This is a genomic window from Amycolatopsis sp. NPDC098790 (genome assembly GCF_044759945.1).
Lineage (GTDB): Bacteria > Actinomycetota > Actinomycetes > Mycobacteriales > Pseudonocardiaceae > Amycolatopsis.
This window is the reverse complement of record NZ_JBIWAI010000003.1, coordinates 808,821-821,198: the sequence shown is the minus strand read 5'-3', so window position 1 is coordinate 821,198 and position 12,378 is coordinate 808,821. Positions and strand designations below refer to the sequence as shown.

Sequence of the window (12,378 nt, the reverse complement as noted above, 5' to 3'; positions counted from 1 at the left end):
CCCCCGACCCATGGCCCGGCTACCGCTGCCGCCCGCCCGATCCGTCCTGGTCCGGCAGCTGAACCGTGCGAGTGACGTGGTCACGGTCCAGCCCGCGACCAGGCTGGTCCGCATCTTCACGGCGCACGGCAACCACCCCCAGCAGTGGAATTCGTTCCGCTACACCGGCCCGCTCCCGCACGGCCGGTTCGACCAGCAGTCGCCCGGCCGCGGCGGCGCGCCGGTCACCGACCCCGCGAACGGGGTCCTCTACTTCGGCCTCACGGTCCGCACGTCGGTCGCCGAGGTCTTCCAGACCAGCTCGACGGTCGACCGCCGCACGCGCGGGCCCCGCCTGGTCGTGGTCCGCCCGACGCGCACGCTGCGTCTGCTCGACCTGACCGGCCTGTGGCCGACGCGGGTGGGCGCGTCCCAGGAGATTTCGAGCGGCCCGAAGAAGCTGACCCAGGCGTGGGCGCGCGCGATCCGCGGCGCGTTCAGCGACCTGGACGGCCTCTGGTACCGGTCCTCGATGGACTCGGGCGACCCGGCGATCTGCCTGTGGGACCCGCCGGCGGGCGCGGCACTGCCGATCGCGCCGGACGTGCTCCTGCCGCTGGACCACCCGGGCCTGGACGTCCCGCTCGGCCGGGTCTGCGAAGAGCTGAACTACACGCTGCTGAACTGAGTCAGCCGAGCGCGCCCCGCGGGCAGACGAACCCGACGATCTCCGACGCGATCAACCCGGCCTGCTCGGCCGGATCCGCGTCGAGGATCGCCCGCGTCTCCGCCTCCGACGTCCGGAAGAACGCCACCCCCGTCACCGGCAGCGCCGACGACGGCTCCGGTACCGACCCGGCGAACAGCAACGTTCCCGCCGCCTGCTGCTGGCGCGCCGACGACAGGTGGCGGGCCCGCAGCTCCCGCGCCATCTCCTCGGAGATCTCTCCGGCGCGAGGACCCGCCCGGAACAGCACCATCCGCCAGGTCTCGAGCTCGAAGTCGACCTCCGGCACGGTCACAGGTGCCGGCCCCACCACTCGAGGATCGCTTCGAAGCGCTGGACGCGGTGCCGGGGCCGGCCCGACCGCGACAGCTCGTGGCCCTCACCCGGGAACAGCAGCATCTCCGCCGGCGCGCCCGCCCGCCGCAGGGCGACGAACATCCGCTGTGCCTGCTCCAGCGGGCAGCGCCAGTCCTGCTCCGAATGCACCACGGCGAACGGGATCTTGATCTGCGCCGCGTACGAAAGCGGCGAACGCTCGCGCTGCACGTCCGGCGACGAGCCGATGTACGCGTCGACGAACGTGTAGCCGATGTCGGAGCTGCCGGCCATCGAGTCCCACGCGTTGACCGCGCGCTCGCTCCACGCCGCTTTGAAGCGCTCGCCGTGGTGGGCCGCCAGCCAGCTCGTCATGAACCCGCCGTACGAGCCGCCCATGATGCCGACGCGGGAGGCGTCCAGGTCCGGCCGCTCGAGGGCCTTGTCCAGCAGTGCCAGGACGTCGTCGACGTCGACCGTGCCGAAGCCGTGCGTGATCGCGTGGCCGTGCGTCTGGCCGTAGCCCGCCGACCCGCGCGGGTTGCCGAGCACCACCGCGTAACCCGCGGCCGCGTACACCTGCGCCTCGTCGAACACCGCCCAGTCCTGCTGGGTGAACGGGCCACCGTGCACCACGCGCAGCACCGGGTGCGGGCCGTCGCCGTCGGGCAGCACCAGCCAGCCGTGCACCGGGTAGCCGTCCGGTGCCGTGGTCTCCAGCTCGATCATCGGCCGGATGCCCTTGTCGCGCAACGGCTTCGAGTAGTCCGTCAGCACCTTCGCATCGGCGCTGAGCAGCACGACCTCACCCGAGGTCGACGGCGTGGCGATCACCGCAGCCAGCACCGGGCCGTCGACGGTGAACGACCGGAGCGCCGTGCGGTCCGCGTAGACCACCGGCAGGTCGGCCAGCGGCGCGTCCGCGGCGGCGAAGGGCACCGCGCGCAGCTCGACAGCGCCGCGGTTGCGGACGGCCACCAGCACGTCGCTCTCGCGCGGCGCCGGCGGCCCCGCCGACGCCTCGCAGTCGACGGTCTCGATGTCGGTGAGCCGGCGGGCCTTCGCCGGGCCGGCGCCGAACTCCGGCGTCGCGGAGTAGAGACCGGTCATCGCGGCTTCGTGGTGCTCCGCGTAGGACTGTCCGAAGTAGAACAACGTGCCGTCGGCGGCGAACACCGGGCGCTCCGAGAACCCTTCGCCCCGCACGACGAGCTCGGGCTCGCCGCCGGAAGCGGAGATCGCGCAGACGTCGCGGAAGTCGCTCTCGGCCGCGCCCCAGTCCGGCGGCGCCGTGAAAACCACGCGGGTGCCGTCCGGCGTCCAGACCGGGCTGGTCACGTCGAAGCCGTCGCCGGTCAGCGGCTCCGGCTCCGGAGCGTCCTCGTCGAGCGCGTCGACGACGAACAGCCGCTGCACGCGGTCGCGCAGGAAGCCGATGTCGTCGATGCGGTAGTCCATGCGCGTGATCCGGCGCGGGGCCTCGGCGGCCGGCTCCGGGGTCTCGCCGTCGGCGTCCTCGGTCCCGTACCGCCCGGGTTCGGGCACCCGCGCGGTGAAGGCGATCCGCCGCGAGTCCGGCGCCCACACCGGCTCGCCGGCGCCGAGGTGCAGCGACGTCACGCGGCGCGCGTCACCGCCGTCGGCCGGCATGACGTGCAGCTGCGGGCTGCCCTCGGCACCCTTGCCCTCCCCCGCGCGAAGGAACGCCACCCAGCGCCCGTCCGGGGAGATCGCGGGCGCCGAGTCGCGCGGACCGTGCGTCCACGCGGTGTCCCCGCCGTCGAGCGAGACGCGCCGCAGCGAACTGTGCGCGGCGTTCGTCTCGAGGTCGGGCTTCTTCAGCGCGGTGAGCAGCAGGTTCCCGCGCAGCGCGGGACGGCCGGGGGCGACGAGGGCTTCGATGTCGGCAGGACGCACGTCCCCGACCGTACCGGAAATCCTTAGCGCTGCGAACGACCTTAAGTCGGGATTTACGCGGCGACCTGCTTGCGTTCGTCGCGCCGTGCCTTCGCCAGGCTCGCGACCGTGGTCACGGTCAGCACGACGACGATGACGCCGAGGGAGATCCAGTTGTTGATGTCCAGCCAGTCCGGCACGACGTGGTACTCGTGCAGCGCGTGCAGGAACAGTTTCGCGCCGATGAAGGCGAGGATCACCGCGAGGCCGTAGGTCAGGTAGACCAGCTTCGTCACCAGGCCGCCGAGGAGGAAGTACAGCTGCCGCAGTCCCATCAGCGCGAACGCGTTGGCGGTGAAGACGAGGAACGCCTCCTGCGTGATGCCGAAGATCGCCGGGATCGAGTCGACGGCGAAGAGCAGGTCCGCCGAGCCGATGGCCACGATCACCAGCAGCATCGGCGTGATCATCCGCTTGCCGTTGATTTTCACCGTGTAGTGGTGGCCGTGGTAGTCGTCGGTCACCGGGGCGAACTTGCGCACCTGCCGGGTGACGGCGTTCTCGTGGTACTCCTCGTCCTCGCCCTTGCCGCGCAGCATGCTGACCGCCGTCCAGACCAGAACCGCGCCGAAGAGGAAGAACACCCAGACGAACTGCGCGATCAAGGCGGCGCCGATGGCGATGAAGACGCTGCGGAAGGCCAGCGCGAGCAGGATGCCGACCAGCAGCACGCGGTGCTGGTGGATGGCGGGCACCTTGAACGACGCCATGATGATCATGAAGATGAACAGGTTGTCGACGCTCAGCGAGTACTCGGTGATGTACCCGGTGAAGAACTCGACACCCGGGTCGTGCCCGGCGAAGATCCACACGCCCGCGCCGAAGAGCACCGCGCAGGAGACGTAGAAGATCACCCAGCGAGCGGCTTCCCCCGTGGTCACTTCGTGCGGCTTGCGGTCGACGATGACCAGATCCAGCGCGATCAGCGCGAGCAGGCCACCGATCGTGGCGATCCACAGCCACAGGGGGACAGTCATGGAACCAAAACCTCCGGATAGTGCGCAGCAGCAACTAACCGGAGGTCTCTCCCGCCGGTGAAAACACCGGCCGACGGTGCCGGGGGCGCAGGGCCACCGTGCTGACGACACCGCCGCGAAGGAATACTCCCCTCACAGCGCGTCCAGTTTGCCGGTTCCCCCCGCCCGAGCGCCAGCCGGGATCGCGCACGTCACCAGGTTGGTCCTGTGGTTTCGGTCACCTGGGTCCACCAGGCGGTCTCTGGCGTGTGATCGACGTGAGGTCCGGGCGACACTCTCAGCAAACCTCAAATAGGTTTCTCCCGTGCCCCGACTCCCGCTCCCACGCACCCGTGGAGCCCGCCTCACCGCGCTCGCCGCCGTCGTCGTGGTCCTGGCCGCCGGCGCGGTCTTCTGGATCACGCGTCCCGCCGCGCCCGCGCCGGTGCCCACGCAGGACGCGTTGATCGACATGCCCGCCGCGCCCGGCTCGGCGGAGCAGGTCAAGATCGACACGACCACCTACCTGCCCGCCACCGTGCCGGCGCCCGCGGTGCTGCTCGCGCACGGCTTCGGCGGGGACAAGACCAGCGTGGCCGACGACGCCCGCGAACTCGCGCGGAAGGGCTTCGTCGTCATGACGTGGTCCGCGCGCGGGTTCGGCAAGAGCACCGGCAAGATCGGGCTCAACGACCCGGACGGCGAGGTCGCCGACGCGAGCCGCCTGATCGACCGGCTCGTCGCGCGGCACCAGGTGACGCTCGACGCGACCGGCGACCCGAAGGTGGCCGTCACCGGCGCGTCCTACGGAGGGGCGCTGTCGCTCCTGCTGGCCGGCACGGACCAGCGCGTCGACGCGATCGCCCCGGTGATCACCTACAACGACCTCGCGCAGGGCTTGGTCCCGAACGCGGCCACGCCCGCCCGCACGACGTCGGGCACCCCGGCGGCCGGCGCGTTCGCGACCGACGGCGTGTTCAAGAAGAGCTGGGCCGGCATCTTCTTCTCGGCGGGCTCGGGTGCGGCCACGAGCGGTTCGCCGTCGGCCGAAGCCCCCGAAGCCGGGCAGGAGACCGACGCCGGCTCGACCGGTGCCGCCGGAACCGCCGCCGCGGCCGCCGTCCCCGCGGTGCCCCCGGGTGCGGGCGGCGGGCGCCAGAGCGGACCGGCCGACCCGTGCGGCCGGTTCACCGCCGCCGTCTGCCGCGCCTACACCGAGCTCGGCACGACCGGGCAGGCGAGCCAGGCGAGCGTCGACCTGCTGCGCCGCGTCTCCCCCGCGTCGGTGACGAGCAAGATCACCGTCCCGACGCTGCTGGTGCAGGGCGAGAGCGACACGCTGTTCGGCCTCGACCAGTCCGACGCCACCGCGCGGCAGATCACCGCGGCGGGCGGCAAGGTCAAGACGATCTGGTACACCGGCGGCCACGACGGCGGGAAGCCCGGGCCGCAGCTGCGCGCCAAGATCGGCGACTTCCTGTGGAGCGCGGTCGACGGCGGCGATCCGGGCACCGGCTTCAGCTACGACGTCCAGGGCACCCTGCGCGCCAACGGGACGCCATCGGTCCGCACGGTCTCCGCGGCCGCCTACCCCGGGCTCACCGGCCCGGCCACCGAGCGGCGGAACCTGGCGATGTCCGGGCCCGCGCAGGCGATCGTGCGCCCCGCCGGGGCGAACCCCGCGGCGGTGAGCGGGATCCCCGGCCTCAACGGCGTCGCGAGCAGCTCGTCGCGGCTGGGCGCGCTGTTCAGCAACGACCCGCCGGGCCAGGCCGCGCAGTTCACGACGGCCCCGGTCGACGGGCAGGTCGTCGTCAGCGGCTCGTCGACCGTGCGGCTGCAGGTCGCCGCGGACCCGGCGCACCCACAGCCGGACGCGGTGCTGTTCGCGAAGCTCTACGACGTCGGCCAGGACGGCTCCCGCGTGCTGCCGGCGAACGCGATCGCGCCGTTCCGGGTGAGCGGGCTGCCCGCCGACGGCACGCCGGTCGAGGTCACCGTGACGCTGCCCGGCATCGTCCGGCCGATCGAGGGTGGGCACTCGCTGCGGCTGGTCGTCGGCACCACCGACCAGGCGTTCGCGTCGCCGGCCGCGCCCGCGGTGTTCCGGGTCGCGCTGGCCGGCGGCACCGCCTTGGCCGTGCCGGTCGTGCCCGGGACGTCGGTCGGCTCGCCAGCCCCGGTCGGGCAGCTGGTCGGCATCGCCGTGACGCTGGCGATCGGCCTGGCCGCGGTGCTCTTCGCCGCCCTTCGCCGCCGTCGCGCGACCGACGTCGACCCGGAGCTGTCGGCGACGCCACTGGTCATCGAAGGGCTGCGCAAGCAGTACGCGGGCGGGTTCGTCGCGGTGAAGGACCTGTCCTTCCGCGTCGAACCGGGCCAGGTGCTCGGCCTGCTCGGGCCGAACGGCGCGGGCAAGACGACCACGCTGCGGATGCTGATGGGCCTGATCACGCCGACCGAGGGCAGCATCCGCGTGTTCGGGCACAAGATCACCGGCGGCGCGCCGGTGCTCTCGCGGATCGGCTCGTTCGTCGAGGGTTCCGGGTTCCTGCCGCACCTGTCCGGCCGGGAGAACCTCGAGCTGTACTGGGCCTCGACCGGGCGGCCCGCCGAGAAGGCGCACTTCGGGGAGGCGCTGGAGATCGCCGGGCTCGGCACGGCCGTCGACCGCCGGGTGCGGACCTACAGCCAGGGCATGCGGCAGCGGCTGGCGATCGCGCAGGCGATGCTCGGCCTGCCGGAGCTCATGGTGCTCGACGAACCGACCAACGGGCTCGACCCGCCCCAGATCCACCAGATGCGCGAGGTGCTGAAGCGGTACGCCGCGACCGGCCGCACGGTGGTGGTGTCGAGCCACCTGCTGGCCGAGGTCGAGCAGACCTGCACGCACGTCGTGGTCATGCACCGCGGTTCGCTGGTCGCCTCGGGCGAGGTCGGCGAGCTGGCCGCGGCCGGTGGCGAGGCGACGTTCCGGGTCGACGATCCGGCGGCGGCCGCGGCGGCGCTGAAGGCTCTCAGTGGTGTCACCGATGTCGACGTCGAGGGTGAGCTCGTGCACGCGAACCTCGGTGCGCTGCCGCGGGCCGAAGGCGTGGCCGCGCTGGTGCGCGCCGGCGTCGCGGTGGAACAGGCCGGGCCTCGGCGCCGGCTGGAAGACGCGTTCCTGCAACTGGTCGGAGAAGAGTCATGAGCGAGGGTGTGCACACCGATCCGCACGCGCTCGACGAGCTGAGCGACGTCGCTTCGGCCGAACACGCCGGCGTCGGGCCGGACGGCGCCGTCGAGGGCTACTCGGCGCGCCGGACGCTGCGGCTCGGCGTCGAGCTGCGACGCCAGCTCAAGCGGCGGCGCACGCAGTTCCTGCTCGGGTTCGTCGCGATCCTGCCGTTCATCCTGGTGATCGCGTTCGAGCTGGGGCAGTCGAACCCGAACCGGCGCAGCGGCGGGTTCGTCGACCTGGCCACGGCGTCGGCGCCGAACTTCGTCGTGCTGGCGCTGTTCGTGTCCGGGACGTTCCTGCTGCCGATGATCGTGGCGCTGTTCTTCGGCGACACGATCGCGAGCGAGGCGTCGTGGTCGAGCCTGAAGTACCTGCTGGCCGTGCCGGTGCCGCGGCAGCGCGTGCTGCGGCAGAAGGCGATCGTGTCGGGGCTGCTCTCGGCGTTCGCGCTGGTGCTGCTGCCACTGGTGTCACTCGGCGTCGGCGTGCTCTGGTACGGCGCGGGAGACGCGATCAGCCCGACGGGTGACGCGGTGTCCTTCGGCGACAGCCTGCTGGCCATCGCACTGTCCACTGTGTACATCATCCTGCAGCTGGCCTGGGTGGCCGGGCTGGCGCTGGCGCTGAGCGTGTCGACGGACGCCCCGCTGGGCGCGGTCGGCGGCGCGGTGCTGGTGGCGATCCTGTCGCAGATCCTCGACCAGATCACGGCGCTGGAGGGGCTCCGCAACTACCTGCCGACGCACTACGCGTTCTCGTGGATGGACTTGATTTCGACGGACGTCGACTGGACCAACCTCGCGAGCGGCCTGCTCTCGGCGGTGATCTACGGGACGGTGTTCTTCCTGTACGCCGGGCGGCGGTTCGCCCGCAAGGACATCACCAGCTGAACCCGGTACGGTCGGGCTCGTGCCGATCACGCTGGAGAGCCACCACGACCTCGCCGTGCTGCGGATCGACCACGGCGGCGGCAACACCCTCGACACCTCCTCGTGCCGGGAGCTCGTGCTCCGGCTCGAGGAGGCCGCCGACGCCCGCGCGGTGGTGCTCACCGGCACCGGGCGGATCTTCTGCGCGGGTGTCGACCTCAAGCGGATCCACGACGGCGGCGCGTCCTACGTGTCGGAGTTCCTGCCGCTGCTGTCCGACGCCCTGCTGGCGGTGTTCGGCTGCCCGCGGCCGGTGGTCGCCGCGCTGAACGGGCACGCCGTCGCCGGCGGCGCGGTGCTCGCCGCGGCGTGCGACCACCGCGTGCTCGGCGCCGGCACCTTCGGCGTGACCGAGCTGCTCGTCGGGGTGCCGTTCCCGTTGGCCGCGCTGGAAATCCTGCGCTGCGCGTACGGCACCGCGCCGCTGCCGTCGCTCACCTACTCGGGGTCGACGTACGGCGGTGCGGACGCCCTCGCCCGAGGTCTGGTCGACGAGCTGGCCGACGACGTCCTCGAGCGGGCGCTGGCCGTCGCGACCCGGCTCGGCGAGCTGCCCGCCGAGCCGTTCGCGCACACCAAGGCCCAGATCCGCCAGCCCTTCCACGAGCGGATCGCCGAGTACCGCCACACCGACGACCCGGAGGTGGAACGGCTGTGGCGGTCCCCCGCGGCGCTCGCCGCCGTCAAGTCCTATGTGGACGGCGTGCTCGGCTAGGCGGCGCGGACGCCGCTCTCGGCGAGCGCCTTGATGCCCTCGACCGTCTTCTGCATGTTGCCCTGCAGCTCACCGAGGCGCATCGCGACGATCTCCTCCTCGTGCTCGGGCATCGAGCCGATGATGGTCGTCAGGTTGGACGGGCCGGGACCGATCTGGGCCCACTGGCGCAGGATCGTGCCGTCGCCGTCCGGGACGAGCTCGAACTTCCACGACGCGGCCGGGTTCGTCACGTCCATCACGGCCCACGCGAACAGCCGCCCGGGCTCGTAGCCGGTCACGGTCGAGACCGTCTCCCACTCCCCGGCGACCGGGTGGGAGTTGCGGCCGCGGAACTGCGCGCCCAGGCCGGGCTCGGCACCCTCGACCCAGCCGCCGCCCTGGAACTCGGTCGAGAACCGGGCCGGCAGGTCGACGTCCAGCAGCCAGGACCAGACCTCGGCCGGCCGCGCTTCGATGCGGACTTCGACCTGCGTCGTAGGGCAGTCGGAAACCTTCATGGCGGACCCCTCGCTCGATGCCGGTGCCTACGGGTTCGGACCGTAACGTGGCGCTGATCACCCGGACAACTCGCACGGTGCCCGCGGTTGCGCACGGTTGAGGACGCGCGCGCCACCCGACGAAAGTCGGAACCTGACCGATTCTGCGCCCGGACAGCCGATTGCCGACCGCGCCCGGTTCTGTGAGGGTCCCACGTGGGATCGAGCCGGAGAGGGTGCCCCATGCGCAGACTGTTCACCGCCGTGGCGGCCGTGCTGATGGCGGTGGGCCTGACGCCCGCCGCGAGCGCGGCGACCGACATCGAAGCCGCGCTGGCGCGGATCCCCGGGCTGACGGTCGTCAAGGAGGACCCGGCCCCGGCCGGGTACCGGTTCTTCGAGCTGACGTTCACCCAGCCCGCCGACCACCGCCACCCCGGCGCGGGCACGTTCGAGCAGCGGTTCACCCTGCTGCACCGCGACTTCGCCGCGCCGACGGTCGCCTTCACCAGCGGCTACAACGTCAGCACCACGCCGAACCGGTCGGAGCCGACGCAGATCGTCGACGGCAACCAGCTTTCGATGGAGTACCGGTACTTCACGCCGTCGCGGCCCCAGCCGGAGAACTGGGCGAAGCAGCTGACGATCTGGCAGGCCGCCGCGGACGAACACCGCGCAGTGCAGGCGTTCAAGGCGATCTACCCGGGCAAGTGGCTGGCCACCGGCGGCAGCAAGGGCGGCATGACGGCGACGTACTTCCGCCGCTTCTTCCCCGACGACGTCGACGCGACGATCCCGTACGTGGCGCCGAACGACGTGCTCGACCCGGTCGACGTCTACAACCGGTTCCTTTCCCGCGTCGGCAACGATCCGGGGTGCCGGGACGCGTTGAAGGCGATCCAGCGGGACGCTTTGAAGAGGCGTGACGAGCTGGGCGTGATCGCCGCCGCCGACGCGGCTCGCCGTGGACTGACGTTCTCGATCGTCGGCTCGGCCGACAAGTCCCTCGAGATCTCGGTGATCGACTCGTACTTCGCGTTCTGGCAGTACCAGAAGCAGGCGGACTGCGCGACGGTGCCGGCGCCGGGCGCGCCCGCGGCCGACGTCTACGCCTGGTACGAGAAGGTCGAGAGCCTCAACACCTACTCCGACCAGGACCTGGCGCCGTACATCCCGTACTACTACCAGGCGGCGGTCCAGCTGGGTTCGCCCGAGGCGTACGACGGCTACCTGCGCGACCTGCTGCGTTACCCGGGCGCGGACCAGCCGAAGACGTTCGTGCCGGCGTCGATCCGGCTGCCCCGGTTCGACTACCTGGCGATGCCGGACATCGACTTCTGGGTGAAGTCCCGCGGCACGCGGTTGCTGTTCGTGTACGGCTCGAACGACCCCTGGGGCGCGGAGCCGTTCGAGCTGGGCTTCGGCAGCCGGGATTCGTACCGCTACTACGTGCCGGGCGGCAACCACGGGTCGAAGATCGCCCAGCTGCCCGCGGCCGACGCGGCGGCGGCGACCGCGACGGTCCGGCGCTGGGCGGGCCTGCCGTCTGTTGCCGCCTTGACGGCCCGCAGCGCCCCGGCGGGGTTCCCGGACTTCGACGCGGACCTCACCCTTCCGGCGCGGCCACGGCTGTGAGTTTCCCCGGGCCGGGCGTAGTCTCACGGCACCGTTGCCGGCCCGGCCCGAGGAGGCGCACATGCCTCGTCCCGTCCACTTCGAGATCCACGCGAGCGAGCCCGAACGCGCGGTGGCGTTCTATTCGGCGGTGTTCGGCTGGAAGTTCGAACGCTGGGGTGAGGCGCCCTACTGGGTGATTTCCACGGGCGAAGGCGACGGCATCGACGGCGGGCTGGTCCCGCGCGTCGGCCCGGCACCCGAGGAGTCGGCCCCGGTGCACGGGTACGTGAACACGATCGCGGTAGCGGACTTGGATGCGACGCTGGCCGCGGTGAACGACGCGGGCGGAGCGCTGGCGCTGCCGAAGAGCCCGGTCCCGGGAGTGGGCTGGCTGGCGTACTGCAAGGACACGGAGGGTAACATCTTCGGCATGCTGCAGCCGGATTCCGAGGCCCCGGCGCCTTAGGAGCGCTTGGCTTTCGGCAGCCGGCGCACGACGTCGTCGTAGGAGGCGTCGATGAGTTCTTCGAGTTCGGCGCCGGGGACGCCGGCGCCGAGTTCAACGCGGTTCCAGCCGTAGCGGCCGAGGTAGTCCATGACGGTGACGGCATCGGGATACCGTTCCCGGAGTTCGGCGGCTTCGTCACGGGTGGCGCCGCATTTGACGGCGACGCTGCCGGGCTCGTCCTGGCCGATGAAGGCGAAGCCCTTGCCGCCGACTTTGGCGACGAGAACGTGATCGCCGAAGGGATAGGTCTCTTCGGCCCCGGCCTTCCCGAGACAGTGGGCGACGACGGCTTCGATGTTCACGGCTCGAGCTTCACGAGTTCGAGGTCGGTCTGCGGGAAGTCGTCGCCGACGCAGAGCAACGGCTCCCCTGCGACGAACGCGGTGGCGTAGGAGAGGCAGTCACCGAAGTTGAGCCCGGCCGGATGCCGTCCCTTGCCGAACCGCGTGAAGGCCACCTGCGCCGAACGCCAGTGGGCGTCGCCGAAGGAGACGACCTCGAACCGCCGCTGCTGGAGGAAGTCCGCGAGGAGGGCCTTCCCCCGCGGCCCTTCCTTGTGCACGAGGACGAGAGTGGTCTCGACGAGAGTCGGCGCCCCGACACGGCAGACCGGCGCGGAGCCGATGACCTCGCCGAGCACCGGCGCCATCGGCTCACCCATGATCGCCGCGATGATCGCCGAGCTGTCGATGATCACACGCCACCCGGCCCGTACCCGAGGATCTCTTCGCGTTCGGCTTTGCCGATCGGGACGCCGCGGTTCTCCGGGGAGACCTGCGGCCAGATCTCCTCTTCCAGGAACCGCACGAACTCGGCGCCGTTCCGGGCCAGGTCGCGCCGCGCCACGAGCTGATCGCGACGCAACCGCAGGGCCTCGCGGACGGCACCGGTCTTGGTGTCACCGGTCAGCTCGGCGACTTCGGCCGCCAAGCGTTCGGTCTCCGAGTCCTTGATGTTCATCGCCATGGTGTAAT

The 12,378-nt window shown here is 71.7% G+C and carries 13 protein-coding genes; 6 read left to right on the top strand and 7 right to left on the bottom strand.

Annotation, left to right across the window (positions count from 1 at the left end):
• Positions 1-10 precede the first annotated feature (10 nt).
• Entirely contained in the window at positions 11-667 is a 657-nt protein-coding gene (locus tag ACIQWX_RS29060) for an RES family NAD+ phosphorylase (protein ID WP_086680664.1), read from the top strand.
• Position 668: 1 nt separating this feature from the next.
• On the opposite strand, the gene ACIQWX_RS29055 is transcribed toward ACIQWX_RS29060, so the two are convergent.
• The 3 genes from ACIQWX_RS29055 to ACIQWX_RS29045 are packed head-to-tail and all read right to left on the bottom strand — an operon-like array spanning position 669 to position 3,954.
• Positions 669-1,016, bottom strand: coding sequence for a hypothetical protein (locus tag ACIQWX_RS29055; RefSeq protein WP_400877440.1), 348 nt, complete (start codon positions 1,014-1,016; stop codon positions 669-671).
• Positions 998-2,938, bottom strand: a complete 1,941-nt coding sequence (locus ACIQWX_RS29050; RefSeq protein ID WP_400877438.1) for an alpha/beta fold hydrolase — start codon at positions 2,936-2,938, stop codon at positions 998-1,000. The genes ACIQWX_RS29055 and ACIQWX_RS29050 overlap by 19 nt, the downstream gene beginning before the upstream one ends.
• Positions 2,939-2,991: 53 nt before the next feature.
• Positions 2,992-3,954 (bottom strand): TerC family protein, encoded by a 963-nt coding sequence (locus tag ACIQWX_RS29045; RefSeq protein ID WP_400877436.1) that lies wholly within the window; start codon positions 3,952-3,954, stop codon positions 2,992-2,994.
• A 304-nt stretch (positions 3,955-4,258) separates the two neighbouring features.
• On the opposite strand from ACIQWX_RS29045, the gene ACIQWX_RS29040 reads away from it, so the two are divergent.
• Genes ACIQWX_RS29040 through ACIQWX_RS29030 form a run of 3 tightly spaced genes read left to right on the top strand, consistent with a single transcriptional unit; the run spans position 4,259 to position 8,800 of the window.
• Positions 4,259-7,126, top strand: coding sequence for an alpha/beta fold hydrolase (locus ACIQWX_RS29040; protein WP_400877434.1), 2,868 nt, complete (start codon positions 4,259-4,261; stop codon positions 7,124-7,126).
• Positions 7,123-8,046, top strand: coding sequence for an ABC transporter permease (locus ACIQWX_RS29035; RefSeq protein WP_400877433.1), 924 nt, complete (start codon positions 7,123-7,125; stop codon positions 8,044-8,046). The genes ACIQWX_RS29040 and ACIQWX_RS29035 overlap by 4 nt, the downstream gene beginning before the upstream one ends.
• Positions 8,047-8,065: 19 nt before the next feature.
• The gene (locus tag ACIQWX_RS29030; RefSeq protein WP_400877431.1) at positions 8,066-8,800 is read left to right on the top strand and encodes an enoyl-CoA hydratase/isomerase family protein; all 735 of its coding nucleotides are present in this window, start codon (positions 8,066-8,068) and stop codon (positions 8,798-8,800) included.
• Here ACIQWX_RS29030 and ACIQWX_RS29025 read toward each other — a convergent pair.
• Complete coding sequence (locus ACIQWX_RS29025) at positions 8,797-9,300, bottom strand: SRPBCC family protein (protein ID WP_400877429.1); 504 nt, start codon at positions 9,298-9,300, stop codon at positions 8,797-8,799. The genes ACIQWX_RS29030 and ACIQWX_RS29025 overlap by 4 nt on opposite strands.
• A gap of 222 nt (positions 9,301-9,522) precedes the next feature.
• Here ACIQWX_RS29025 and ACIQWX_RS29020 point away from each other — a divergent pair, with 222 nt between their 5' ends.
• The gene (locus tag ACIQWX_RS29020) at positions 9,523-10,914 is read left to right on the top strand and encodes a S28 family serine protease (RefSeq protein ID WP_400877427.1); all 1,392 of its coding nucleotides are present in this window, start codon (positions 9,523-9,525) and stop codon (positions 10,912-10,914) included.
• A 61-nt stretch (positions 10,915-10,975) separates the two neighbouring features.
• Positions 10,976-11,362: a VOC family protein gene (locus tag ACIQWX_RS29015; protein ID WP_400877425.1), complete on the top strand. Its 387-nt coding sequence runs from the start codon at positions 10,976-10,978 to the stop codon at positions 11,360-11,362.
• On the opposite strand, the gene ACIQWX_RS29010 is transcribed toward ACIQWX_RS29015, so the two are convergent.
• The 3 genes from ACIQWX_RS29010 to ACIQWX_RS29000 are packed head-to-tail and all read right to left on the bottom strand — an operon-like array spanning position 11,359 to position 12,370.
• Positions 11,359-11,706 carry an MmcQ/YjbR family DNA-binding protein gene (locus tag ACIQWX_RS29010; protein ID WP_400877423.1) on the bottom strand — a complete coding sequence of 116 codons (348 nt, stop codon included), beginning with the start codon at positions 11,704-11,706 and terminating at the stop codon, positions 11,359-11,361. The genes ACIQWX_RS29015 and ACIQWX_RS29010 overlap by 4 nt on opposite strands.
• Positions 11,703-12,101 carry a type II toxin-antitoxin system VapC family toxin gene (locus ACIQWX_RS29005; RefSeq protein WP_400877421.1) on the bottom strand — a complete coding sequence of 133 codons (399 nt, stop codon included), beginning with the start codon at positions 12,099-12,101 and terminating at the stop codon, positions 11,703-11,705. The genes ACIQWX_RS29010 and ACIQWX_RS29005 overlap by 4 nt, the downstream gene beginning before the upstream one ends.
• Entirely contained in the window at positions 12,098-12,370 is a 273-nt protein-coding gene (locus tag ACIQWX_RS29000) for a type II toxin-antitoxin system VapB family antitoxin (RefSeq protein ID WP_400877419.1), read from the bottom strand. The genes ACIQWX_RS29005 and ACIQWX_RS29000 overlap by 4 nt, the downstream gene beginning before the upstream one ends.
• Between the last annotated feature and the right edge of the window lie 8 nt (positions 12,371-12,378).

Excerpts from the sequence above, each read along its gene's own strand:
- ACIQWX_RS29015 (WP_400877425.1), top strand. The coding sequence starts at position 10,976 with ATGCCTCGTCCCGTCCACTTCGAGATCCACGCGAGCGAGCCCGAACGC.
- ACIQWX_RS29035 (WP_400877433.1), top strand. The coding sequence starts at position 7,123 with ATGAGCGAGGGTGTGCACACCGATCCGCACGCGCTCGACGAGCTGAGC.
- ACIQWX_RS29045 (WP_400877436.1), bottom strand. The coding sequence starts at position 3,954 with ATGACTGTCCCCCTGTGGCTGTGGATCGCCACGATCGGTGGCCTGCTC.
- ACIQWX_RS29000 (WP_400877419.1), bottom strand. The coding sequence starts at position 12,370 with ATGGCGATGAACATCAAGGACTCGGAGACCGAACGCTTGGCGGCCGAA.
- ACIQWX_RS29020 (WP_400877427.1), top strand. The coding sequence starts at position 9,523 with ATGCGCAGACTGTTCACCGCCGTGGCGGCCGTGCTGATGGCGGTGGGC.
- ACIQWX_RS29060 (WP_086680664.1), top strand. The coding sequence starts at position 11 with ATGGCCCGGCTACCGCTGCCGCCCGCCCGATCCGTCCTGGTCCGGCAG.
- ACIQWX_RS29025 (WP_400877429.1), bottom strand. The coding sequence starts at position 9,300 with ATGAAGGTTTCCGACTGCCCTACGACGCAGGTCGAAGTCCGCATCGAA.